The 25,076-nt window shown below is 51.9% G+C and carries 21 protein-coding genes; 13 read left to right on the forward strand and 8 right to left on the reverse strand.

Going from position 1 to position 25,076, the window contains the following annotated elements:
- Nucleotides 1-130: 130 nt before the first annotated feature.
- Nucleotides 131-1,717, forward strand: coding sequence for a phosphoethanolamine transferase (locus OGX95_RS03005; protein WP_286628688.1), 1,587 nt, complete (start codon nucleotides 131-133; stop codon nucleotides 1,715-1,717).
- A 64-nt stretch (nucleotides 1,718-1,781) separates the two neighbouring features.
- Here the strand turns inward: OGX95_RS03005 and ompX are convergent, their stop codons facing one another.
- On the reverse strand, nucleotides 1,782-2,297 hold the full coding sequence (ompX, locus tag OGX95_RS03010) for an outer membrane protein OmpX (protein WP_048212190.1): 516 nt from the start codon (nucleotides 2,295-2,297) through the stop codon (nucleotides 1,782-1,784).
- A gap of 411 nt (nucleotides 2,298-2,708) precedes the next feature.
- Between ompX and rhtA the strand changes: the two genes are divergently transcribed.
- The 6 genes from rhtA (at nucleotide 2,709) to ybiO (ending at nucleotide 9,384) form a co-directional block, all read left to right on the forward strand.
- A complete protein-coding gene (rhtA, locus tag OGX95_RS03015) occupies nucleotides 2,709-3,596 on the forward strand; it encodes a threonine/homoserine exporter RhtA (protein ID WP_286628271.1) in 888 nt (295 codons plus the stop codon).
- A 303-nt stretch (nucleotides 3,597-3,899) separates the two neighbouring features.
- Nucleotides 3,900-4,403 carry a DNA starvation/stationary phase protection protein Dps gene (dps, locus tag OGX95_RS03020; protein ID WP_005123679.1) on the forward strand — a complete coding sequence of 168 codons (504 nt, stop codon included), beginning with the start codon at nucleotides 3,900-3,902 and terminating at the stop codon, nucleotides 4,401-4,403.
- A 364-nt stretch (nucleotides 4,404-4,767) separates the two neighbouring features.
- Nucleotides 4,768-5,514 carry a glutamine ABC transporter substrate-binding protein GlnH gene (gene glnH, locus OGX95_RS03025; RefSeq protein WP_271456484.1) on the forward strand — a complete coding sequence of 249 codons (747 nt, stop codon included), beginning with the start codon at nucleotides 4,768-4,770 and terminating at the stop codon, nucleotides 5,512-5,514.
- 133 nt (nucleotides 5,515-5,647) lie between these two features.
- Entirely contained in the window at nucleotides 5,648-6,307 is a 660-nt protein-coding gene (gene glnP / locus OGX95_RS03030; protein ID WP_005123684.1) for a glutamine ABC transporter permease GlnP, read from the forward strand.
- The gene (gene glnQ / locus OGX95_RS03035; protein WP_006685365.1) at nucleotides 6,304-7,026 is read left to right on the forward strand and encodes a glutamine ABC transporter ATP-binding protein GlnQ; all 723 of its coding nucleotides are present in this window, start codon (nucleotides 6,304-6,306) and stop codon (nucleotides 7,024-7,026) included. Before glnP ends, glnQ begins: the two co-directional genes overlap by 4 nt.
- A gap of 120 nt (nucleotides 7,027-7,146) precedes the next feature.
- The gene (ybiO, locus tag OGX95_RS03040) at nucleotides 7,147-9,384 is read left to right on the forward strand and encodes a mechanosensitive channel protein (RefSeq protein ID WP_286628272.1); all 2,238 of its coding nucleotides are present in this window, start codon (nucleotides 7,147-7,149) and stop codon (nucleotides 9,382-9,384) included.
- On the opposite strand, the gene rlmF is transcribed toward ybiO, so the two are convergent.
- On the reverse strand, nucleotides 9,381-10,307 hold the full coding sequence (rlmF, locus tag OGX95_RS03045; protein WP_286628273.1) for a 23S rRNA (adenine(1618)-N(6))-methyltransferase RlmF: 927 nt from the start codon (nucleotides 10,305-10,307) through the stop codon (nucleotides 9,381-9,383). The genes ybiO and rlmF overlap by 4 nt on opposite strands.
- Nucleotides 10,308-10,507: 200 nt before the next feature.
- On the opposite strand from rlmF, the gene mcbA reads away from it, so the two are divergent.
- The 5 genes from mcbA (at nucleotide 10,508) to ybiJ (ending at nucleotide 14,998) form a co-directional block, all read left to right on the forward strand.
- Complete coding sequence (mcbA, locus tag OGX95_RS03050; protein WP_286628274.1) at nucleotides 10,508-10,768, forward strand: DUF1471 family periplasmic protein McbA; 261 nt, start codon at nucleotides 10,508-10,510, stop codon at nucleotides 10,766-10,768.
- Between the two features lie 305 nt (nucleotides 10,769-11,073).
- Entirely contained in the window at nucleotides 11,074-13,359 is a 2,286-nt protein-coding gene (locus OGX95_RS03055; protein ID WP_286628275.1) for a catecholate siderophore receptor Fiu, read from the forward strand.
- Between the two features lie 43 nt (nucleotides 13,360-13,402).
- Entirely contained in the window at nucleotides 13,403-14,080 is a 678-nt protein-coding gene (gene ybiX, locus OGX95_RS03060) for a PKHD-type hydroxylase YbiX (protein ID WP_286628276.1), read from the forward strand.
- 89 nt (nucleotides 14,081-14,169) lie between these two features.
- Nucleotides 14,170-14,436 carry a DksA/TraR family C4-type zinc finger protein gene (locus OGX95_RS03065; RefSeq protein WP_286628277.1) on the forward strand — a complete coding sequence of 89 codons (267 nt, stop codon included), beginning with the start codon at nucleotides 14,170-14,172 and terminating at the stop codon, nucleotides 14,434-14,436.
- Nucleotides 14,437-14,737: 301 nt separating this feature from the next.
- Complete coding sequence (gene ybiJ, locus OGX95_RS03070) at nucleotides 14,738-14,998, forward strand: DUF1471 family protein YbiJ (RefSeq protein ID WP_048212199.1); 261 nt, start codon at nucleotides 14,738-14,740, stop codon at nucleotides 14,996-14,998.
- Between the two features lie 96 nt (nucleotides 14,999-15,094).
- Here the strand turns inward: ybiJ and OGX95_RS03075 are convergent, their stop codons facing one another.
- The 5 genes from OGX95_RS03075 to OGX95_RS03095 form a co-directional block, all read right to left on the reverse strand.
- On the reverse strand, nucleotides 15,095-16,180 hold the full coding sequence (locus OGX95_RS03075) for a malate/lactate/ureidoglycolate dehydrogenase (protein WP_286628278.1): 1,086 nt from the start codon (nucleotides 16,178-16,180) through the stop codon (nucleotides 15,095-15,097).
- A gap of 171 nt (nucleotides 16,181-16,351) precedes the next feature.
- Nucleotides 16,352-17,320 carry a DNA-binding protein YbiB gene (ybiB, locus tag OGX95_RS03080; protein ID WP_286628279.1) on the reverse strand — a complete coding sequence of 323 codons (969 nt, stop codon included), beginning with the start codon at nucleotides 17,318-17,320 and terminating at the stop codon, nucleotides 16,352-16,354.
- Between the two features lie 29 nt (nucleotides 17,321-17,349).
- The gene (dinG, locus tag OGX95_RS03085; protein ID WP_286628280.1) at nucleotides 17,350-19,500 is read right to left on the reverse strand and encodes an ATP-dependent DNA helicase DinG; all 2,151 of its coding nucleotides are present in this window, start codon (nucleotides 19,498-19,500) and stop codon (nucleotides 17,350-17,352) included.
- Between the two features lie 208 nt (nucleotides 19,501-19,708).
- Nucleotides 19,709-21,130 carry a DASS family sodium-coupled anion symporter gene (locus OGX95_RS03090; RefSeq protein ID WP_286628281.1) on the reverse strand — a complete coding sequence of 474 codons (1,422 nt, stop codon included), beginning with the start codon at nucleotides 21,128-21,130 and terminating at the stop codon, nucleotides 19,709-19,711.
- A 33-nt stretch (nucleotides 21,131-21,163) separates the two neighbouring features.
- Entirely contained in the window at nucleotides 21,164-22,516 is a 1,353-nt protein-coding gene (locus OGX95_RS03095; protein ID WP_286628282.1) for a class-II fumarase/aspartase family protein, read from the reverse strand.
- A gap of 202 nt (nucleotides 22,517-22,718) precedes the next feature.
- On the opposite strand from OGX95_RS03095, the gene OGX95_RS03100 reads away from it, so the two are divergent.
- Complete coding sequence (locus tag OGX95_RS03100; protein WP_202039075.1) at nucleotides 22,719-23,453, forward strand: GntR family transcriptional regulator; 735 nt, start codon at nucleotides 22,719-22,721, stop codon at nucleotides 23,451-23,453.
- A gap of 71 nt (nucleotides 23,454-23,524) precedes the next feature.
- Here OGX95_RS03100 and rhlE read toward each other — a convergent pair whose 3' ends face one another.
- The gene (gene rhlE / locus OGX95_RS03105; RefSeq protein WP_286628283.1) at nucleotides 23,525-24,868 is read right to left on the reverse strand and encodes an ATP-dependent RNA helicase RhlE; all 1,344 of its coding nucleotides are present in this window, start codon (nucleotides 24,866-24,868) and stop codon (nucleotides 23,525-23,527) included.
- Nucleotides 24,869-25,076: the final 208 nt, after the last annotated feature.

Raw genomic sequence — 25,076 nt, forward strand, 5'->3', positions numbered from 1 at the left:
ACTCTATCTTTTCGCAGCCCTGCATTTATTGCGGCTCGCGGATGCGGACCCATTCCCTCTTCTCGCTCTCTCAGGCAGGCATGACCCTTTGCGCCAGGGGTAGCACATGGCGTTTTTGCAACAGTGGCATATGAATTTAACCCTCAAAGATTCACTTATTGCTCGTAGCCGGGCTATTAGTCCGTGGACTGGCTTTTATTTTTTACAGTCTCTGCTGATCAACCTCGCACTGGGCTACCCACTCAGCCTTCTTTATAGCGTTGCCTTTACCTGTGTATTGATGCTGTTGTGGCGTACTGCGCCGCGCGCGCAAAAAACACTGATTGGCATCTGTTCGCTGATTGCCGCGATGTATTTCCCATTCGGCCAGGCTTACGGCTCGCCAAACTTTAATACGTTGTTGGCGCTGCACTCGACCAACATGGAAGAGTCGACCGAAATCCTGACAATCTTCCCCTGGTACAATTACCTGGTTGGCGTGTTTATTTTTGCGCTCGGCGTTATCGCCGTACGGCGTAAAAAAGACGAGCAGAAACGTCGCTGGAACAAGTACGACAGCCTGTGTTTGCTGTTTAGCATCGTTGCATTCTTTGTTACTCCGGTACAAAACCTGGCATGGGGCGGCGTTTTCAAGTTAAAGGATACCGGTTACCCGGTTTTCCGCTTTGCCAAAGACGTTATCGTCAACAATAACGAAGTGCTCGACGAGCAAGAGCGTATGGCTAAGTTGTCGAGCGTAAAAGACAGCTGGACGGTAACCGCCGTGAAGCCGAAGTATCACACCTACATGGTAGTGATCGGTGAAAGTGCCCGCCGCGATGCGTTAGGGGCATTTGGCGGTCACTGGGATAACACCCCGTTTGCCAGCTCGGTTAACGGCTATATCTTCGCGGATTACATTGCCGCCAGCGGTTCTACGCAAAAATCGCTCGGCTTAACGCTAAACCGGGTCGTCGATAATAAGCCTCAGTTCCAGGATAACTTTGTCACGCTGGCCAACCGCGCCGGGTTCCAGACGTGGTGGTTTTCCAATCAGGGACAGATTGGTGAATACGATACGGCAATCGCCAGCATTGCGAAGCGAGCAGATGAAGTTCAGTTCCTCAAAAACGGTGACTTCGAAGCCGATAAAAACACCCGTGATGAAGCCTTGTTGAAAATGACTGCTCAGGTGCTGGCCACCGAACGCACCCAGCCGCAACTGATTGTGCTGCATTTAATGGGTTCTCACCCGCAGGCCTGCGATCGTACTCAAGGAAAATACGACACATTCGTCCAGTCGAAAGAGACCTCCTGTTATCTGTACACCATGACGCAAACCGACGATCTGCTGCGCCAGCTTTACGAGCAGTTGCGTAACAGCGGCAGTAGCTTCTCCATGGTCTATTTCTCCGATCATGGCCTTGCCTTTAAAGAGCGCGGAAAAGAGGTGCAGTACCTAGCGCATGACGACCAGTTCCAGCAGAACTTCCAGGTGCCCTTTATGGTACTGTCCAGCGATGACAAAGCGCATCGGGTGATTAAAGCCCGCCGCTCGGCGAATGATTTCCTGAGCTTTTTCTCACAGTGGACGGGGATCAGCGCGAAGGAAATTACCAACAGCTACCGCTTTATCTCTGAGAAAAAAGCCGGGCCAGTGTATATCACCAACTTTAAGCTGCAGAAGGTGGACTACAACCACCTTGGTACCGACATCTTTGAGACCAAATCTCGTTAACAGCTCAAATTGCAGGCAAAAAAAATCCGCCCCAGGAGGCGGATTTTTTATATCACCGAAGTGATTAGAAGCGGTAACCAACACCCGCGATCCAGGTACCTACGTCAACGCTACGAATACGGCTCTGCTCGTAAGAGAAGTCCAGAGCAACGTTTTCGATCGGGTTGAACTGCACACCGGCACCGTAAGAGAAACCGTAGTCGCTGGTGTCGTGTTTGTCAGCAGGCGTTGCTGCATCCTGGAATTTACCGTAGCCAACACCTACAACACCGTAGACGCTTGCCCAGTCATTCAGACGGTAAGCCGGACCTGCAGTGATGCCGTAGTATTGGGTTTTGTTGTAATCGCCAAACGAGTCGGTACGATCTTTTTCAGTGTAAGTGAAGGAACCGATCACGCCCAGCGGGCTGTTGTCCTGCTCATAACGATACTTCAGGTTGAAACCGTTCATTTTGTTCGCTGCGCCCTGAGCATCGCTCTGAGCGTAACCACCAGTAACGGTAGAAGTAGCCGCTACAGCGGTACCTGCGGAGAAAGCCAGAACAGCGGCCAGTGCTGAAAGACATGCAATTTTTTTCATAACCACCTCAAATGTGCTTCAAGTAAATCTTAAGTTTTAAATATACCAAAAACTGATGGGAAACTCTTTGCGATTAGCGATGTCTAACGGAGCTTTTCATGTAACAGAACATTTCAAAAACCCGCTATCTCTTTCAATTAACATCACTTTTCTAATGATTTATGCCATTATTGCGCGCACAACACGGCACATTCATCCAGATGATTCCTAATCGTGCAGATTATTAATCCATCGTTTTCATGCCATTGTACGGATCTCAGTAATTTTTTTTTCAACGAATACTCAACCAGCCGAGCGTATTTCCATTACACTCGCTGTTTTACTTTTCTATACACAAACTCACGCGCATCGCAGCCAATCTGCGGCGTCCCGCAGGGGAAGGTGTGTAACCATCATTTGACAGGAGAAAGGATGCCGGGGTCGTTACGTAAAGCGCCAGTCTGGTTGCCTATTTTGGTTTTACTGATAGCTATGTCCTCTATTCAAAGCGGCGCATCGCTGGCGAAATCGCTGTTCCCTCTCGTCGGTGCGCCAGGCGTTACCGCCCTGCGCCTCGCGCTGGGAACGCTCATCCTTATTGCATTCTTTAAACCCTGGCGTTTACGTTTTGCCAAAGAGCAACGTCTTCCCCTGCTGTTTTATGGTTTGTCTCTGGGTGGGATGAACTATCTTTTTTACCTGTCAATTCAGACTGTACCGCTGGGTATTGCCGTCGCACTGGAGTTTACCGGCCCTCTTGCGGTAGCGTTATTTTCCTCCCGACGCCCGGTCGATTTTATTTGGGTTGCGCTGGCCGTACTCGGACTTTGGTTCCTGCTGCCGTTAGGTCAGGACGTTTCTCATGTTGATTTAACCGGCGCCGCGCTGGCATTGGGGGCCGGTGCCTGCTGGGCTATCTATATTCTTACCGGGCAACGCGCAGGCGAAGAACATGGTCCGGCAACGGTCGCAGTAGGTTCATTAATCGCAGCGCTGGTTTTTGTGCCGATTGGCGTCATTCAGGCAGGCGATGCGCTGTGGCACTGGTCTATTCTTCCGTTGGGCTTAGCGGTAGCGGTCCTCTCTACTGCGCTCCCCTATTCACTGGAAATGATCGCATTAACGCGACTGCCTACACGTACCTTTGGGACACTGATGAGTATGGAGCCCGCACTGGCGGCGGTGTCTGGGATGATTTTTCTCGGTGAAACGCTGACGCTTATCCAGACGCTGGCTCTGGGAGCGATTATTGCTGCGTCAATGGGCTCTACGCTCACCATCCGCAAAGACCCGCAAATTAAGCAAGTTGACGTGAATTAACCTGCCAATATTCTGCATGGTTTGCATAATCATGCAGAATATCTTGTTATATATCCCCACTATTATTATCGCCCTCTACCTCCCAGTTGAAGCTCGCTATTTATGCTGAGGTACTGCATTAACACAATAATAACACACCATCGCATTAAAATTACATATCACATTGATTTATATTGGTATTTTATATTTTGATTCACCTCACTATTAAAGTGATAGGTAACACCGGAAAAATAAAACTGAAATTAGCGCTATACTTATTCTCGTTGAAGATTTGGGACATAAACATCAAGAGGATATGAGATTATGAGTACCGCAAAACTGGTAAAAACAAAAGCATCCGCCCTCCTTTATACCCGTAACGATGTAACAGACAGCGATAAAAAAGCGACCGTTGAACTGCTGAATCAGCAGGTGATCCAATTCATCGACCTGTCACTGATCACCAAGCAGGCACACTGGAATATGCGCGGTGCAAACTTTATTGCCGTACATGAAATGCTGGATGGTTTCCGGACTGCACTGACCGATCACCTCGATACCATGGCTGAGCGTGCCGTACAGTTAGGCGGTGTTGCACTGGGGACAACGCAGGTTATTAACAGCAAAACGCCACTGAAAAGCTACCCACTGGATATCCATAACGTACAGGACCACTTAAAAGAGCTGGCCGAACGTTATGCTGTGGTTGCTAACAGCGTACGTAAAGCGATAAGCGAAGCAAAAGACGAGGATACAGCAGATATCTTCACTGCAGCTTCCCGCGACCTCGACAAATTCTTGTGGTTTATCGAAGCGAACATCGAATAACAGACATATAAGAAATACCTATATTGCCCTCGCAGTTGCGGGGGTTTTGCACTTCTATGGTGCATAACATTGATCATTCGTCACTCCAAAGTAAATTATTTGTAATAATCACCTCACACAATCGTTAACGAAAGATTGTTTTATCAACAATTTTTACGCTAAATAGTCATACCGTTTGCACCGCGCCCGTCATGCACCAAATGAGTGCCCTGAAACGGTGCAGGCCGCCCGCTTTGCTCTACTTATTGTGCAATAAAATGAGCCTCCCTCTTTTTAAAACAATGAGTTGCAAAATTGGCACGATTTTTTCATTAAGCCATATGTTCTCGCAGGGGATCGCCCCGTGGATATAAAAGGAAATCCTATGAAGTCTGTATTAAAAGTTTCACTGGCTGCACTTACCCTGGCTTTTGCGGTGTCCTCCCATGCCGCAGATAAGAAACTCGTTGTCGCAACCGACACCGCCTTCGTTCCATTTGAATTCAAACAGGGCGACAAATACGTTGGTTTTGATGTGGATCTGTGGGCTGCCGTCGCCAAAGAATTAAAGCTGGATTATGAACTGAAACCTATGGATTTCAGCGGCATCATCCCGGCTTTGCAAACTAAAAACGTCGATTTGGCGCTGGCTGGTATCACCATTACCGAAGAGCGTAAAAAAGCCATCGACTTCTCTGACGGCTACTACAAAAGCGGCCTGTTAGTGATGGTCAAAGCGAACAATAACGATGTGAAAAGCGTAAAAGATCTGGACGGTAAAGTCGTTGCAGTGAAAAGCGGTACCGGCTCAGTGGATTACGCAAAAGCGAATATCAAAACCAAAGACCTGCGTCAGTTCCCGAACATTGATAACGCGTATATGGAACTGGGTACCAACCGCGCAGACGCTGTACTGCACGATACACCAAACATTCTGTACTTCATCAAAACTGCCGGCAACGGTCAGTTCAAAGCTGTAGGTGATTCCCTGGAAGCCCAGCAGTACGGTATCGCTTTCCCGAAAGGCAGCGATGCACTGCGTGAGAAAGTGAACGGCGCGCTGAAAACGCTGAAAGAGAACGGCACTTACAACGAAATCTACAAAAAATGGTTCGGTACTGAACCTAAATAATAACCTACAACGTAGCCCCGGTAGCGTGATGCTTACCGGGTCTACGCCAGCATTTTACAGACCTGTAGGCCGGATAAGTCTCTCCGGTAAAACGGGCATTTGACTATTTTCACCACGGTAACAGGAACGACATATGCAGTTTGACTGGAGTGCCATCTGGCCCGCCATCCCGCTTTTGATAGAAGGCGCCAAAATGACCCTGTGGATTTCAATCCTCGGTCTGGCTGGCGGTCTGATTATCGGGCTCGCAGCAGGTTTTGCGCGTACCTTCGGCGGTTGGATAGCCAACCACGTAGCGCTGGTCTTTATCGAAGTCATCCGCGGTACGCCAATCGTTGTACAGGTCATGTTTATCTACTTCGCCCTGCCAATGGCGTTTAACGATTTACGTATTGACCCCTTCAGCGCCGCTGTTGTCACCATCATGATTAACTCCGGTGCCTATATCGCGGAAATCACGCGTGGTGCGGTACTCTCAATCCACAAAGGGTTCAGCGAGGCAGGCCTGGCGCTTGGGCTTTCACGCACGGAGACCATCCGCCACGTTATTTTACCTCTTGCGCTGCGTCGTATGCTGCCACCGCTGGGCAACCAGTGGATCATCAGCATCAAAGATACCTCGCTGTTTATCGTCATTGGCGTCGCGGAACTGACTCGTCAGGGTCAGGAAATCATTGCGGGTAACTTCCGCGCCCTAGAAATCTGGAGCGCCGTTGCGGTGTTCTATCTGATCATTACGCTGGTGCTGAGCTTCATTCTGCGTCGTCTGGAAAGAAGGATGAAAATCCTGTGATTGAATTTAAAAACGTTTCTAAGCACTTTGGTCCAACCCAGGTGCTACACAACATCGATCTGAATATTAAACAAGGTGAAGTCGTGGTGATTATCGGGCCATCTGGCTCCGGTAAATCCACGCTGCTGCGCTGCATTAACAAGCTGGAAGAAATTACCTCCGGTGACCTGATTGTTGACGGTCTGAAAGTCAACGATCCCAAGGTCGATGAACGGTTAATCCGCCAGGAAGCCGGGATGGTGTTTCAGCAGTTCTATCTGTTCCCCCATCTGACTGCGCTGGAAAACGTCATGTTTGGCCCGCTACGCGTACGTGGGGCGAATAAAGAACAGGCGGAAAAGCTGGCCAAAGAGCTGCTGGCAAAAGTCGGTCTGGCCGAGCGTGCCCACCACTACCCTTCTGAGCTTTCCGGCGGTCAGCAGCAGCGTGTTGCCATTGCCCGTGCGCTGGCGGTGAAGCCGAAAATGATGCTGTTTGATGAGCCAACCTCAGCACTGGATCCGGAACTGCGTCATGAGGTTCTGAAAGTCATGCAGGATCTGGCAGAAGAAGGGATGACCATGGTGATTGTGACTCACGAAATTGGCTTCGCCGAAAAAGTGGCCTCACGCCTGATTTTCATCGATAAAGGACGTATTGCCGAAGATGGTAATCCGCAAGCCCTGATTGAAAATCCACCCAGCCAGCGTTTGCAGGAATTTTTGCAACACGTTTCCTGATGTCTGATACCTCCCTTCAGCCGGAAGGGAGGTTTTTCACCAGAATCCTCTCATTTCAATCCTCTCCCGCCCTGACATCTATACTTATCCTTTTGAATTTATTTTCTCATGGGAGGAGTGATGCGCTGGTTCCTGTTCATCTGCTTTTTTCTGCTGAGCGTCCCGGCTCAGGCGGTCACCATACCCGGTGTAACAACCACAGCATCAGCCAGCCCGCCAACAGAACCCGTTGCAGAGCCTGATATTGAACAAAAAAAGGCGGCCTATGGCGCGCTGGCGGATGTGCTGGAAAATGAGACCTCACGCCAGGAGCTGATCGGTCAATTGCGCAAAGTTGCGACCACGCCCCCCCTCGAACCGGTGCCCACCATTGTCCCGCCGACGTTAACGGAAGAAAAAACGGTGCTGGAGAATGTCACGGATGTCAGCCGTCATTATGGTGAGGCTCTCTCAAGCCGTTTTGCCCAGCTGTATCGCAACATCACTGACGCCCCCCATAAAACCTTTAATCCGCAAACATTCACGAATGCCCTGACCCATTTCCTTATGCTGGCGGCATCTGTTTTTGGCTTTTACTGGCTGATACGGCTTTGCGCACTGCCGCTGTATCGCAAAATGGGGCAATGGGCGCGACGGAAAAACCGCGAGCGCAGTAATTGGGTACAGCTTCCCGCCATGATCATTGGCGCGTTCATTATCGATTTACTGCTGCTGGCGCTCACCTTGTTTGTCGGGCAGATATTGAGCGACCGAATGAATGCCGGCAGCCGAACTATTGCATTCCAGCAAAGCTTGTTTCTCAATGCCTTTGCACTGATTGAATTCTTTAAGGCCATTTTACGCCTGATTTTTTGCCCGGCGGTGACAGAACTGCGACCCTTTAACATTCAGGATGCAGGCGCACGCTACTGGAACCGGCGTCTGAGTTCATTAAGCAGTCTGATTGGTTACGGGCTTATTGTGGCGGTCCCCATTATCTCGAATCAGGTCAACGTACAGGTCGGCGCAATGGCTAACGTCATCATCATGCTGTGCATCACACTGTGGGCGCTGTACCTGATTTTCAGAAACAAGAATGAGATTACCCGGCACTTACAGAATCTTGCCGAACGCTCTTTAGCTTTCTTTAGCCTGTTTATCCGTGCGTTTGCGCTGGTCTGGCATTGGCTGGCCAGCGCCTATTTCATTGTGTTGTTCTTCTTCTCACTATTTGATCCGGGCAATAGTCTGAAATTCATGATGGGCGCAACGTTACGCAGTCTGGTGATCATCGGGATCGCCGCCTTTGTATCCGGCATGTTATCCCGTTGGATTGCCAAAACGATAACCCTGTCGCCGCACACGCAGCGCAGCTATCCGGAATTACAAAAGCGGCTAAATGGATGGCTGTCAACGGCGTTAAGCGTGGCCCGGATCTTGACAGTGTGTGTCGCCGTTATGTTGCTACTCAACGCCTGGGGGCTGTTCGACTTCTTGAACTGGCTGCATTACGGCGCTGGCGAAAAAACGGTCGATATTCTGATCCGCATCGTACTGATTCTCTTCTTCTCTGCTATCGGCTGGACGATCCTTGCCAGCCTGATTGAAAACCGCCTGGCTTCAGATATTCACGGTCGTCCGCTGCCCAGTGCGCGGACTCGCACGCTGTTGACGTTATTTCGCAACGCGCTGGCAGTGATCATCAGTACCATCACGATCATGATTGTATTGTCAGAGATTGGCGTCAATATCGCCCCATTACTGGCCGGGGCGGGAGCTCTGGGACTGGCGATCTCTTTTGGATCACAGACACTGGTGAAGGATATTATTACTGGGATATTTATCCAGTTTGAAAACGGCATGAATACCGGCGATCTGGTCACTATCGGCCCGTTAACCGGCACGGTCGAACGCATGTCGATCCGTTCTGTTGGCGTACGCCAGGACACTGGGGCATACCACATCATCCCGTGGTCCTCGATAACAACCTTCGCCAACTTCGTGCGTGGGATCGGCTCGGTCGTCGCAAATTACGACGTCGACCGCCATGAAGATGCGGATAAAGCCAATCAGGCGCTGAAGGATGCGGTCGCTGCGGTGATGGAACAGGATGATATTCGTGGGCTTATCATTGGCGAGCCGTCATTCGCCGGGATTGTGGGTTTGACCAATACAGCATTCACCTTGCGGGTCTCGTTTACCACCCTGCCGCTGAAGCAGTGGACGGTACGTTTTGCGCTCGACAGCCAGGTGAAAAAACACTTCGATCTGGCCAACGTGCGCGCCCCGGTACAGACCTATCAGGTACTGCCTGCACCGGTGTCGGGCCCACAATCAACGGCAGCAGAACCGCTGCCGCCAAGCGAGCCCACGATTTAGCGTTGACGCGCCATAAAACGACGACGCTGATCGTTATCCATAAAGGTCCAGGCAATAAAGCGACTCTGCTTTTGCCCCTGGGCCATCTCTTTTTTAACCACTTTCACCGCGCCGGCATCGGTTAACGCATGGTACAACGGAGGCAGATTCTCGCCCCGTGATACCAGAGTGGTGAACCACATCACCTGACGACCAAAGGCCTGGCTTTCTGCGATCATTTTCTTGATGAACGCCACTTCCCCCCCTTCGCACCACAGCTCCTGCTGCTGGCCACCAAAGTTCAGCGCATCATCTTTGTCTTGCCCCAGGTTGCGGCGTTTGCGCTCGCTTCCGGCACAGGCAGAGGCAGCAGAATCATGGAATGGCGGATTACACATCGTGGCTTCGTACTGCTCATTCTTGTGAATAATGCCATTGAAGATAGCCGAAGCATCTTTCTGACGACGCAGACGAATCGCCCGGGTTAAGCCAGGGTTGCCATTGATGATTGCCTGAGCGCTGCTAAACGCTTCGCTACTGGTTTCACTGCCGGTAAAACGCCAGCCGTATTCATGCACGCCGATCAGTGGATAAATGCAGTTCGCCCCTACTCCAACATCCAGCATGCTGGCATTTGCAGGGATGGTTCCGGTGGTTTCACCCAACAGATCGGCCAGATGGTGAATGTAGTCCGCACGACCCGGAACCGGCGGGCACAGGAAACCTTCCGGGATATCCCAGTTTGCCACCGCATAATAATGCGCCAGCAGTGCTTTATTGAGCGCCTTAACTGCCTGCGGATTCGCGAAATCAACACTCTGCTCGCCGCCTGGTGTGAGGGTGAGAAATTGCGTCAGTTCGGGGGTAACCTGGCATAACGTCGCAAGATCATAACGGCCATTGTGGCGATTGCGTGGGTGTAATCCCGGTTTCTGGGGGGGCATAGCATTCTCCTTTTAACAGCGGCGTAAGATACCCGCATAACGCCACGGGGTAAACATACACAGCCGGGAAATTTCATTTTTTATGCGAATTGCATCGTTCAAAAAATAGCCTGTTGTTGGTCGATTTTTTGCGGCAAATGCCCTGCAATGACGACCTAAACTTATCAGGCACGAACTGTTGTTTCTCAGAGGATATCATCATGAAAAAATGCCTCACATTCCTTGCCGCTACCGTACTTACCGGCATGACATTTGCGACTTTTGCTGCACAGCCCAATACCCCTCCTGCCACCGGTCCGCTACAAGCCTCCGGTACGATTTCCGTGAGCGGAGCATCAAGCCTGGACGACCTCGAAGGTAAGCTGGCAGAAAAAGCAAAAGAGCAAGGCGCGAAAGGTTTTGTGGTTAATTCCGCTGGCGGTAAAAATCAGATGTACGGTACTGCAACTATCTATAAGTAACTCTCTAAAAGTAACTCTCCCTCAGCTCAACTGCATTCGCCCTGAATGCAGTTTGCTGTCCTTTCTTGCTGAAATCCCCCGCATGAACTGTAACTGCCATGTTGGAAATTTGAATTCAATGTAAATAAATGTATTTATTTTTGAAGTAATGAATGCTAAAACAACGCACTTATTGATAATGCTTATCAAAATTATTATCAATTACGCATTTCATTCAGGCGAGGCCTGCAGGGTATAACGTCCACAGAGATGTCCCTTCGCTTGAATGAAACCTTCTACTCAAAAATAATAAGTCATTCATTAACATGGATAAAAATCGCAATCTGCCGTCTTGTAGTTTTCATTCGCTCACCTTCTTTGCCGGCCTGTGTATTGGCCTGTCTCCTGTAGCCCAGGCCGTCGCCGCAGGCTCGCAAGAGACAAAGCAGGAAGATACGCTGGTCGTTGAAGCAGCTAAACCCTCGTTGTATGCCCCAACGCAATCTGCCGACCCGAAGTTCTCTCGTCCAGTGGCTGACACCACTCGCACCATGACGGTAATTTCTGAGCAGGTTATTAAGGATCAGGGGGCCACCAATCTTACTGATGCGTTGAAAAACGTGCCGGGTGTTGGCGCATTTTTTGCGGGTGAAAATGGTAACTCCACCACCGGCGATGCGGTGTATATGCGAGGTGCTGACACCTCAAACAGCATTTATATCGACGGTATTCGTGATATTGGTAGCGTCACGCGTGACACCTTCAATACTGAACAGGTTGAAGTCATTAAAGGGCCTTCCGGCACCGACTATGGTCGCAGTGCCCCCACAGGCTCCATCAATATGATCAGCAAGCAGCCGCGCACCGATTCAGGTATTGATGCTTCAGCCAGCGTCGGTAGCGCCTGGTTCCGCCGCGGCACGCTGGACATCAATCAGGCTATTGGCGACACCACCGCGGCACGCTTAAACCTGATGGGTGAGAAAACGCATGATGCCGGACGCGATAACATTAAAAACGAACGCTACGGCGTGGCCCCCTCTATTGCCTTTGGTTTAGGCACTGAAAACCGACTGTATCTGAACTATCTACACGTCACCCAGCACAACACGCCGGACGGAGGAATTCCTACCATCGGCCTGCCGGGTTACTCTGCGCCTTCTGCGGGAACGTCGGCCCTGAACCATTCCGGGAAAGTCGATACGAACAACTTCTATGGCACCGATTCGGATTACGACGATTCAACGACCGATACCGCAACAATGCGTTTCGAGCATGACCTGAGTGACAGCACGACCCTTCGCAACACCACGCGCTGGTCGCGCATTAAACAGGATTATCTGATGACCGCGGTAATGGGCGGCGCATCAAACATCACGCAGCCAACCCGCAACGTCGATACCTGGAGCTGGTCACGGGTGGCGAATACCAAAGATGTCAGCAACAAAATCCTCACCAACCAGACCAACCTGACGTCAAAATTTTATACTGGTACTGTCGGGCATGACATCAGTACCGGCGTGGAGTTGACGCGTGAAACACAGACCAACTATGGCGTGGCGCCACTCACACCACCACCTGTCAATATTTACTCACCAAACAGCAACGTGAACATTGGCGGATTATCCCGTAATGGCGCCAACGCCAACGGCCAGACCGATACCTTCGGTATTTACGCCTTCGATACTCTGCAAATTACGCGTGATATTGAACTGAACGGTGGTATTCGTCTGGATAATTACCGTACCGAGTATGACAGTGCAACCGCGTGCGGCGCTTCTGGTCGCGGTGCCGTTGCGTGCCCAACGGGCGTTGCCAAAGGTTCTCCGGTCACGACCGTCGACACCGCGAAATCCGGTAATCTGGTGAACTGGAAAGCGGGTGCGTTATACCATTTGACAGAGAACGGCAACGTTTACATCAACTACGCGGTTTCCCAGCAACCGCCGGGCGGCAGTAATTTTGCCCTTGCTCAAAGTGGGACCGGTAACAGCGCCAACCGTACCGATTTTAAACCGCAAAAAGCGAAGACCAGCGAAATTGGCACCAAGTGGGAAGTGCTGGATAAACGCCTGCTGCTGACCGCCGCCGTTTTCCGCACGGATATCGAGAACGAAGTTGAACAGAACGATGACGGGACCTACTCCCAGTATGGCGAAAAACGTGTTGAAGGCTACGAACTCTCCGTGGCAGGAAATATTACCCCGGCCTGGCAGGTGATTGGCGGGTATACCCAACAACGCGCCACGGTGCATAACGGCCAGGGCGTCGCGCAGGATGGTTCGTCTTCCCTGCCGTATACACCGGAACATGCCTTCACCCTGTGGAGTCAGTATCAGGCCACTGATGATATCTCCGTTGGCGCAGGCGCACGCTACGTGGGCAGCATGCATCGCGGCGCTGACGGCGCAGTGGGTACACCATCCTTTACCGAAAGCTACTGGGTCGCTGATGCCAAACTGGGATATCGCGTGAACCGCAATCTTGATTTCCAGCTCAACGTCTACAACCTGTTCGACACCGATTATGTCTCCTCAATCAACAAGAGCGGATACCGTTATCATCCGGGTGAGCCAAGAACCTTCCTGCTCACCGCCAATATGCATTTCTGATTTATCGCGTGGGGCGTAAGCCCCACTTGCAGGAGAAACACTGATGATGTACCACATTCCTGGCGTCTTATCGCCGCAGGACGTTGCCTGGTTTCGTGAACAACTGGACACAGCAGAATGGGTAGATGGCCGCGCCACCACCGGCGCTCAGGGTGCACAGGTTAAAAATAACCAGCAGGTTGATACCCGTAGCGAACGCTATGCCATGTTACAGAAAGAGGTGCTGACCGCCGTGAACAACAATGCGTTGTTCTTTGCCGCTGCGTTACCCAAAACGCTTTCCACGCCATTGTTCAATCGTTATCAGAATGCTGAGACCTACGGCTTTCACGTTGATGGCGCGGTGCGTAGCCATCCGGAAAGTGGCTGGATGCGTACCGACCTTTCCGCCACGTTATTCTTAAGCGATCCCGACAGCTATGAGGGCGGGGAACTGCTGGTCAATGACACCTACGGCCAGCATGCGGTCAAACTCCCGGCTGGCGATCTGGTACTTTACCCCTCCAGCAGCCTGCATTGCGTCACACCAGTTACCCGTGGAACCCGTGTGGCATCGTTTATGTGGGTCCAGTCGATGATCCGTGATGACAAAAAACGCGCCATGCTGTTTGAACTGGATAAGAACATTCAATCACTGAAAGCGCGCCACGGAGAAAGTGCAGAGATCCTGTCGTTGCTTAATCTTTACCATAACCTGCTGCGCGAGTGGTCCGAAATCTGATACGCCTGTAGGCGCTCGTTTTTCCCCCATTTCATTCGCTATAATTATTCTATAAACGAATTTTATAAAACGAATGACAGGAGGCACACATGGCATCCGGCTGGGCAAATGACGACGCCGTGAACGAACAGATCAACAATACAATTGAAGATGCTGTTGCCCGTGCCCGTGGCGAGTTACCCACGGGAGAAAGTCTGCATGAATGTGAAGAATGCGGCGATCCTATCCCACAGGCACGCCGTGAGGCGGTACCTGGCGTGCGTTTGTGCATCGCCTGCCAGCAGGATAAAGATTCACATAACGCTGCATTTTCAGGATATAATCGCAGAGGTTCGAAAGACAGCCAGCTACGTTGACTCATCTTTACCAAAAGTTTCAGCGCATACGATTTCCTTTACGAGCACGCTTTTTCACTCGCGGTGTAGCAAAATGTGCCGTTGTCACTTTCTCTGTAAAGCGCAATGACAAGAACTGTAAATCCATCTTCTGAATTTATTAATATTCAATAAGTTATTTGTCATTCAATATTTTTGATTGATGTCGTCAATTCTATTCGATTTTCTCTCACCGAAAAAAACGTGATACTTCTCACATCGACGGAACAACGTCTGCTGAACAGAACATCGACTAACCGAATAAACCTGCGAGAGAAAAATCATGAAAAACATTAAATTTGCTGTTGCTGCTATCGCCCTGTCTACCCTGTCATTTGGTGTTTTCGCTGCTGAACCGGTCACCTCCACTCAGGCGCAAAGCATGAATAAAATGGGTGTGGTATCTGCTGATGGTGCCACCACGCTGGACGGCCTGGAAGCAAAACTGGCTGAAAAAGCGGCTGCTGCTGGTGCAAGTGGTTACAGCATCACCTCCGCTGTCGGCAACGACAAAATGAGCGGTACCGCGGTTATCTACAAATAACCAACAGAATTCCTGTACGACCCAATGCTCCAACCCTCATTGACCCTGTTTGTTACCCTTTGTTTGCCCGTCCGCCACTGGACGGGCTTTTTTTATCTAACGTTCAAGCCGTTGGCGAAACGCCTGCAATACCGCATCCGGCATACCGATTTGCCGTGCCGCCTCACATATCGCTTGCCAGCTTCCGGCATCAAGCGGGATCCCCTGCGCCAGCCGTTCTTCACGGGTATTCACTTCCCACTCACCCGGTAACAGGATGGGTGCGTCCTCAGCATGCGGCGACGCTTTGACCCATTCAGCAAATGCCGAAACCTGATTGTCACAGTCCGGGGCACCGAAGAGTGTTGGGTTAATGATGATCGTGGTCATGCAGTTAATAATGGCGTCCGCGCTGTTCTGCAAACTGGCTTCGTGGGTAGTTTTACCGCCAGAGAGCGCACCGCCCATGATTTCACACATTGCCGCGAGCGCGTAGCCTTTATGCTGAGCGAAGGTGAGCAGCGAGCCCAATGGTGATTCCTGCATAACAGCAGGGTCGGTGGTAGGAGCCCCCTGAGCATCAATCAGACAGCCCGGCGCAACCGGCTCACCTTTGTGCCACGCCACGCGCGTTTTACCGAAAGCAATAGCGCTGGTCGCGTAGTCCAATAGCAACGGGAAATCATTTTTACGTGGAAACACAACGCAAAAAGGGTTGGTGCCAAAACGGCTATCACGACCATGGAAGGGGGCAACCATCGGAATCCCCACCACATTCACAAAGTGTATAGAGACAAAACCCGCCGCCGCACACTGCTCCGCCCAGTAGCCAATGCGCCCAATGTGGTGAGAATTATGCAGTGCTACCGCAGCAATTCCGTACTGCTGTGCTTTCTCAATCCCCAGCGCGATAGCTTCATGCGCGGCTACCTGACCAAATGCGCAATCCCCATCCAGCGTAACCACTGCACCTGCCTCTTTCACCACTTTCGCATGACGATTGATCTGCAAATGCCCCTGCGTGAATGAGCGAATATAGCTTGGGATCATCCCGATACCGTGTGAATCATGGCCGGCGAGGTTTGAGGCAATCAGATGATCGGCCACCAACTGCGCTTCCTGCTCGTCACTCCCCATATGGCGGAAAACGGCCTGAATAAACGCATGCAGCGTTGGCGCGTGAAAGCGATGTCCACTGTTCATTGTATTCTCCTGTTGTGTTGCGTGTTTGTTGTGTTTCTTATTTTTCAACAAACTATGCTGCGCCACGGTAGCCAGGAGGTCAATAAACGTGCAGAAATTTCACGTTGCAGGGGGTGCAGGACAGGAATGACTGACGGGCCAGATGACGGGCCCGTCGGGATGAAGAAAGGGTCAGAAGTTTTGCTCGACGCGAGCAAGCCCTTCTGCCAGCGTGGCGGATTCCCCGGTGGCCACCAGACAGCAAGCCATCTGAATTTTCAATGAGGCCGGTATCGGCTCGCTTCCTGCCAGACAGCGTTCTATCCAGCGGGCTGTCGTCTCCGGATCTTTTGCTACCGGCAGTGGAACTGGCTCGTCAGGCATCTCACTCTGGCGATCCTGTAGCACACGCATCCCCGTCGGGTCTATCAGGCTAATCTGCGGGCAGCGTTGCGGGTTGGCATAGACTTCACCTTCCGTTCCGTGCATCAGCAGACCACGGCCGCCGATGTCACCGAAAAATTTTGCCACTCGCGAGACATATTCAGGATGAGAAACACTGGCAAGACGCAGTGCGGCATCTTCTGCAAACGGCGTGGCCAGCTTCGCCAGCGTATGTGCACTGTTGCGAACCCCCATTCTCCAGCGCATCGCCAGTTGCTTCTCCAGCGGCGGACACAGCGCGCGCACCGGAATAAACACCGGTTCATGACCATCCAGTTTTGCCTGTGCCTGGCCGGCATGCAGCGTGGGCATGATCCCCATCAGGTCAAAAATGGTTTCTGTCAGCACGCGGGTTGGGTCTTCGCTGACGCCGTGTACCAGCACCGGAAATCCCAGTTTATGCAATAAGATAGCCAGCAGCGGCGTCAGATTGGCCTGCTTTCGTGCGCCATTGTAACTGGGGATAACAATGGGCATGGGTTTGGCAACAGGCGGTGTCAGGCGAATGGTATGGTTTTGCATCGCCTCATAAAAGCCCAGCATCTCCGCTTCTCCCTCGCCTTTAATGCGCAGCGCAATCAGCACGCCGCCCATCTCAAGGTCGGGGACGTCGCCATTCAGCATATGGGTATACAGTCCGCGAGCAGTATCCTGGTCCAGGTCACGCGCGTGATTTTTACCTCGCCCAATCTCTTTGATGATTTTGCGGTAATCCATCGATAACTCCTTTCCTGTTGCTCGCATCGTTAACGCCTACGGCGGCGCGTGGGTTTCGCTTTTTCTTTTGGTTTTACTATAACGTCTGGCACAGCAGGTTGCTCTATCGGAAAAATGGGTAACGCATTCAGTAAACGCTTGCCATAGTTTTTGGTCAACAACCGCTTATCGTAGATCACGACTTCACCCCAGCAGCCATGGCTACGAATGAGCCGCCCAACTTGCTGGATCAAATTGAACGACGCTGCCGGTAAGCTTTGCACCTCAAAAGGGTAGCGGTTCAGGCTTTTCAGCCACTCGCCCTCAGTGACCACGACCGGACTGTCGATGGGCGGAAACGCGATTTTGTGAATATGTACCTGAGTCAGCAATTCGCCTTTCAAATCCAGACCTTCGGCAAAAGATTGCAGTCCGACCAGTACACTGCGTTCGCCGTTTTCCACTCGCTTTCGGTGTAACTCCACCAGACGATAGCGCGGCTGGTCACCCTGTACCAGCAGCAGCAAGCGCAGATCGGTAACGTGCTCAAGAAAACGCTGCATCGCCCGCCCGCTGGCAAAAAGCACCAACATGCCCTGATGTTTTTTACTTTCCAGTTGCTCGCGGAAATAGGCCGCCATTTCGGCTATATGCTGCTCTTCGTTATCTATCAACGGTTCGTAGCGCATCTGCGGAATCACGATTTTGCCTTGCTCTACATGGTTAAACGGTGAATCCAGTGCAACAAAGCGGTCTCCGGCTTTTTCTTTCAGACCGCTCATCTCCTGCAGGCGCGAGAAACTGTTAAGTGAACGGAGCGTGGCTGAGGTCACAATAATATGCGGTACGCTGCGCCACAGCAGTCTTTCGAGCTGATCGCTCACACGGATCCCGACACAATGGAACCAGACATGGAGCTGCCCATCGCGCACCTCGCGCGTTGCCCATTTACTCACTGGCGCGCCTGACGACTGCGCCAGCGACGCCAGACGCCACAATTTGCTTTGCGCCTCGAACATGCCCAATGCCCGGTTCATCTGCAAAATAACCCGATGCAGCCGCACAATATCGTGGGTACCGGTTTTTTCACTGAGATCGTTCAGGAACAGTTCTGCCAGGCCGCGCAGCATTTCCGTGAGTTTCGCCAGTCGCTGGCAGATCTCCATCACTTCACCAGGCAGTTCTCCCATTGCAAAGCGGTGTTCCGCCTCCTGCGTAGCGGGCATATAGAGATTGAGGATATTATTAAGTGAGGCAATCAGTTCATATAGCTCTTCACAGTGACCATTCAACCGCTCGGCGTTCGCCAGCGGCGGCGTGGTTTTCGGGCGGAACTGCTCCATGCAGGTCGCCACTAATTTGCAGAACAGATCCAGCTGAAGTCGATACCAGGGGGCGCTGATTTCTGCACTCATCTCCAGCGCATCGCGGGCGACATCCGGCAAATGATGGCCTTCATCAAGGACTAACAGCAGGTTTTTCGGCTCTGGCAGAACGGCTTCGCTTTCCATTGCCGCCATCACCAACGCGTGGTTCACCACCACCACTTCGGCTTCCTGAATCTCGCGGCGGGCGACAAAGAAAGGACATTCACGGTAGTAGTGGCAGTTGCGGTTCAGACAGCTCGCTTTATCGGTACTCAGACGCTGCCAGAGTCCGTCATCAATAGCGATATCAGTGTGATCGCGCAACCCGTCCCATTTATAGCTGTCGAGATCGCTTTTCAGCCTGGCGCAGCGCTTTTGTTCTTCCTGATTATTTGGCGTCAGGTCATCGTCGAGAAAGGCCAACAGATCCTGTTGATTGGGTTCGGTACTCGCCAGCGCGGCTAAATTGCGCGGGCAGACATAACGCCCACGACCAAAAGCAGCGGTAAAACGCAGATCGGGGATGATTTTACGCAACAACGGCAGGTCTTTGCTGTAGATCTGATCCTGCAACGCGACGTTAGCGGTACTGACCACCAACGTTTTCTGTTCTTCACGCGCAATGGCGATACCGGGGATCAGGTAAGATAACGTTTTCCCTACACCGGTCGGTGCTTCAATCGCCAGATGCCGTCCCTCTTCCCCTGCCAGCGTTTTCGCGACATCGGCAATCATCTGTCGCTGCGGTGCACGGGGAATAAAGTCGGGGATCTGTTCCTGAAGCGCCTTATACCAGGCGGCTATTTGCGCTTTTAGCGCCGCGGTTAATGCCATGAGAAAACCTGAAATACTGTATAAACAGCCACTATTGTGGCACATTTCAGACGCTCAATGTACCTTTTTCCCCCATTATGGAAAGCGGCTCGCAGCACTGGCTTAAATTGCCGGATAGTGGCGTACACGCCTTATCCGGCCGACAATCCGGGTTAGCACCTTATTCAGCCTACGGTGAGGAACATTGCAGGCCGAATAAGGGTGTTGGTTAATAGTATCCCAACAACTTCCACCACAGCATGCCCACGGCAAAAATGATAATCACATTCGCCGTCACCACGCAGAGGTTGATTTTGTAAAAGCGCGGACGTTCAAAATACCCCTGGGCAAAATAGATAGGACCTGGCCCACCACCGTACTCGGTATTGCCCCACATCAGGTTACTGAAGATACCAAAACAGATAGCGACCATCATCGGTGGCGCGCCTGCTGCGATCGCCGTTGCCGCAAAAGGGGCATACAGTGCAGCAACATGCCCGGTCGCCGTGGCGAAGAGATAATGAACGTAAATATAAAGAATCCCCAGCATAATAAAGGATTCTATCGCGCCAAATCCCTGAATGCCGCTGCCCAGTTTTATCGTCATCCATTTAATAAAGCCCAGATCGGCAAGTCCGGTCGCGAGGCTAATAATGACGCTAAACCAAATCACCGTATCCCAGGCCGCGTGGTCATTGAGCAGGCTTTTCCAACTGACCGCGCCAGAGGCAAACAGATACGCGGCCAGCCCCAGCCCGACAGAGGTCGCCGATAATCCCGTGATCAAGCTGGTGCCCCAGCCGACCAACGCCAGCACAAAGCCAAATGCGACCTTTTTCTCGTTACTGCTCATCGCACCGAGTTCACCCAGCGCCTGCTTGCCCATCGCTTTTGCCTCTGGCGTACGCTTAAGCTCAGGGTCCAGCAATTTATAGACCAGAAGCGGCATCAGGCAGAAACAGACCATCGCCGGAACCACTGCGGAAACAAACCATCCGCCCCAGGTTATCTCAACGCCTAACGAGGATTTTGCCAGACTGGCCACCAGCGGATTCGCCGCCATCCCGGTGAGGAATATCGCCCCGGTAATCGGCGTAAACTGAAAGCACACCATGGTTAAGAAATCACCGATACGTTTGCCGGTTACCCCAGGAGCCGAGCCCAGCACGTCATTGATTGAGCGGGTGATGGGGAAAATAATCCCCCCGGAGCGGGCAGTAACCGACGGCATTGCCGGGGCCATAATAAGATCGGACACCCCCAACGAGTAGGCGATACCCAGGCTGCTGCCGCCAAAAAGCGACAGCATTTTGTACGCAATACGTTTCCCAAGCCCTGAGGTAACAAACCCCAGAGAAAGGACATAGGCGCAGAAGATAAGCCATACCGTGCCGGACGCGAACCCGGAAAGCGCTTTCGCCTCTGGCAACGTTTTGGTAAAAATCACCACGCAAAGCGCAATCAACATGACCGCCCCCGAAGGGAGCGGTTGGGTCAAAATGGCGGCAATAGTGGCGGCAAAAATAGCAAACATATGCCAGGCCTGAGGCGTCAGGCCATCAGGTACGGGATAAAACCAAATGATCCCCCCAATCACCAGCGGTATCAGGAACGACAGAATGGATTTTCCCGTGACAGAATTCGTTGACATAAAAATATCCTTATTCCGTTAACCCGAGAACCGTCATTTCTGCGACAGATATTTGGCCAGCACCTGATCGACCATCGCAGGCGCCATTCCCAGGTAATTTGCCGGGTCGGTCAACTCTTCAATCAACTGCGGATCCAGACGTTCTGAAACTGACGGCATCGCATTCAGTACATCCGCCAGTCGTCCCCCTTGTTCATTGACGATACGGCAGGCGTCATACACGACATCATGCGCATCCTGACGACCAATATACGGTGCCAGTCCCATCATGACCGCTTCAGCCACAATCAGTCCGTTAGTCATGCCGAGGTTACGTTTCATCGCAGCTTCATCAACCACCAGCCCCGCTAACATAAAGTTGGCCTGATGCAATGCCCCGGCGCTGAGGACGAAACTTTCCGGGATAGCAATCCATTCTGCATGCCACGGTCCGGTCGCCCGCTCCAGATCCTGCACCATCGCATCCAGCATGAGCCCTGCTTGCTGACGCACACCTTTCGCACAGGCCAGCATCAACTCGCTGGAAATAGGGTTACGTTTCTGTGGCATAGTACTGCTGGCGCCGCGTCCTTTAACAAACGGTTCATACAGCTCACCAAACTCATTTGATGCCATCAGCATCACGTCATAAGCAATTTTGCCCAGCGAACCGGTCATCACCGCCAGCAGGTTTACGGCTTCTGCAAAACCATCACGTGCAACGTGCCAGGTGGAGGTCGGTACATTGAGCCCTAACTCTTCCATCATGGCTTTTTGTACCGCCAGACCCTTATCCCCCAGCGATGCCAGCGTACCGGCTGCACCAGCAAATTCGCCAACCAGTACACGTGGACGCGCCTGGGCAAGACGTTCAGCGTGGCGTTCGAACATATCCAGCCAAATAGCGGCTTTATAACCAAAGGTTACTGGCAACGCTTGCTGCAAATGGGTTCTGCCCGCCATTGGCGTATCGCGGTAACGGCGCGCGAGGTCAGCGAGCGTCGCACGAAGTTTGTCCATATCGGTTTCAATTAACGCAAACGCATCACGAATTTGCAGAACTACCGCGGTGTCCATGATGTCCTGCGTGGTTGCGCCCCAGTGCACATAGCCACCAGATTCCCCGGCTTGTTTCGAAATCTGGTGTACCAGCGGCAGGATTGGATAACCCACAATCTCGGTTTCATGGCGCAGCAAATCGAAATCAAGCGTATCGGCATTACATTTCTCGGCAATTTCCTGTGCCGCAGCCTCGGGTATCACACCGCAGCGTGCCTGGGCTTTGGCTAAGGCCACCTCCACTTCCACGTATTTGCGTACCAGCTCGCGATCGTCAAACACCGCGCGCATCGCCGGTGTGCCGAAAGAATCCCTGAACAGAACAGAATCAAGTACATTCGAAGCCATAAATCCCCCTGGAAAATCTGATAATGATAAGATGCGTGTTTCGGATCATTTGTTGGATAAACAAAGACCGCTTCAATGTCCAGACATAACCAAATGTCCGTACATTTAAATGTGCGGACATTTATAGTATTCATGAGAAATGTATGGAATAGTCCGTACATATTTTTGTGATGAAGATCATTAATTTTTTGATGAAACCGCGATGAAAGAATCTCTGTACAAGCGAATAGCACGTGAACTGGCACAGCAAATTTCGGTGGGTACCTTTGCTCCCGGCTCGCTGTTTCCCACAGAAATGGAGCTGTGTGAAACGTGGCAGGTCAGCCGCCACACCATAAGAGAGGCGTTGAGGGAATTAACAGAACAGGGGCTGATTTCACGGCGTAAAGGTGCAGGAACACGCGTTTGCGAACCACAGGCAAACGGTGTTAATCACCCGCTATCGCATCTGGAAGATCTCTTACTGCTGGCAAAAAATAACCTGCGCGTGATTAAGAAAATCGACGAGATTGTGGCGGATATTGAACTTTCCCAGATGATTGGTTGCCCGCCAGGCTCCCGCTGGCTGCACATTGCCAGTACTCGCGAAGATGCGCAGAACCCGGATGCACCAATCTGCTGGACCGACAGCTACGCCAGTACGGATTACGCCAAGCTGCGCACGTACATCCGCGACGATCCGCACTCGTTAATTAGCGATCTGATCGAAACGCATTACGGCATTAAAAGCCATGAAGTTCATCAAACGATTACGGCCGTCGGCGTGCCCAGGAAGATGGCAAAAATCCTTAACGTAGCACCTGATTCTCCAGCGATGAGAATTGTGCGTCGCTATCTGGACAGGGAAGGAAAGGTATTTGAAACGACGATTTCTATTCATCCGGCAGGACGCTATACCTGCTCAATCGTACTGAAATCGCAAAGTTCTGGGGAATGATGCATTGCGTATCCGACCTACGCGACAGGCAGGCCGGATAACACGTTTACGCAGCCATCCGGTAACGTAACTTACTGCGCAGACGAGGGTTTGCGCGGACGACGCGGCGGACGAGGCTTATCGCCCGCCGGTTTGCCTTCGCTGCTACGCGGTTTCGCTTTTGGCGCACCGCCATCCTGACGACGCGGCTGCTGCCCACGACCAGCACCACCCTGACCACGACCACCGCCACCACGCTGCTGACGTCCGTTCTGGATCGGCTCAGCTTTGATTGACGGGTCTGGCTCATAGCCAGGGATCGCGATACGCGGGATCTCTTTTTTCAGCAGCTTCTCGATATCACGCAGCAACTTGTGTTCATCAACGCACACCAGCGACAACGCTTCACCGGTTGCCGCCGCACGGCCGGTACGGCCAATACGGTGCACGTAATCTTCCGGTACGTTTGGCAACTCGTAGTTCACAACATGCGGCAACTCTTCGATATCCAGCCCGCGTGCTGCAATATCGGTCGCCACCAGCACGCGAATATCCCCGGATTTAAAATCAGCCAGCGCACGTGTACGCGCACCCTGAGATTTATTGCCGTGGATCGCCGCACTGCGAATACCGTCTTTGTTCAACTGTTCTGCCAGATGGTTCGCGCCGTGTTTAGTACGGGTAAAAACCAGTACCTGCTGCCAGTTACCCTGACCAATCATCTGCGACAGCAGTTCACGTTTACGTTTTTTATCAACGAAATGCACATGCTGAGTCACCTGCTCTGACGCGGTATTACGACGCGCTACTTCAATTTCCAGCGGATTGTGCAGCAGCTTTTCGGCAAGCTGCTTAATGTCGTCAGAGAACGTGGCCGAGAACAGCAGGTTCTGACGTTTTGCCGGCAGTTTAGCCAGTACGCGACGAATATCATGGATAAAACCCATATCCAGCATTCGGTCGGCTTCATCCAGCACCAGGATCTCAACCTGATCCAGCTTCACCGCATTTTGGTGTTCCAGATCGAGCAAACGCCCCGGCGTTGCAATCAGTACATCCACACCACCGCGCAGTTTCATCATTTGCGGGTTAATGCTCACGCCGCCAAAAACGACCAGCGAGCGAATATTCAGATACTTACTGTAATCACGCACGTTTTCGCCAATCTGAGCCGCCAGTTCGCGGGTTGGCGTCAGGATCAGCGCACGTACCGGACGACGGCTTTTGCCATGCGGCTGGTGGGTAATGAGATGTTGTAACAGCGGCAAGGTAAAACCTGCCGTTTTACCCGTACCGGTCTGGGCACTTGCCATCAGATCGCGGCCTTCCAGCACAGCAGGGATCGCCTGCTGCTGAATAGGGGTAGGTTCACGGTAACCCTGCTCGGCAACGGCACGCAAAATATCAGGATTTAAACCAAGGGAATCAAAAGACATAACTACTCCGAACCGCCCCGACCGTTACCGGTGTCGTTTTCAGGGAGATACACACAATAGAGATGACAAAAACCACAATGTCATGAAGGGGCGGAGTGTAGCAGTTTTTGTGATATGCCGCATAAATTTCCCGCCCACGGAAAATACGTCGACAGACTGGACAAGGGGACATTTGAGTCATAATCTTAATCAATCGATTGATTAATTT

It is taken from the genome of Citrobacter sp. Cu233 (assembly GCF_030332225.1).
In the GTDB taxonomy this organism is placed as follows: domain Bacteria; phylum Pseudomonadota; class Gammaproteobacteria; order Enterobacterales; family Enterobacteriaceae; genus Citrobacter.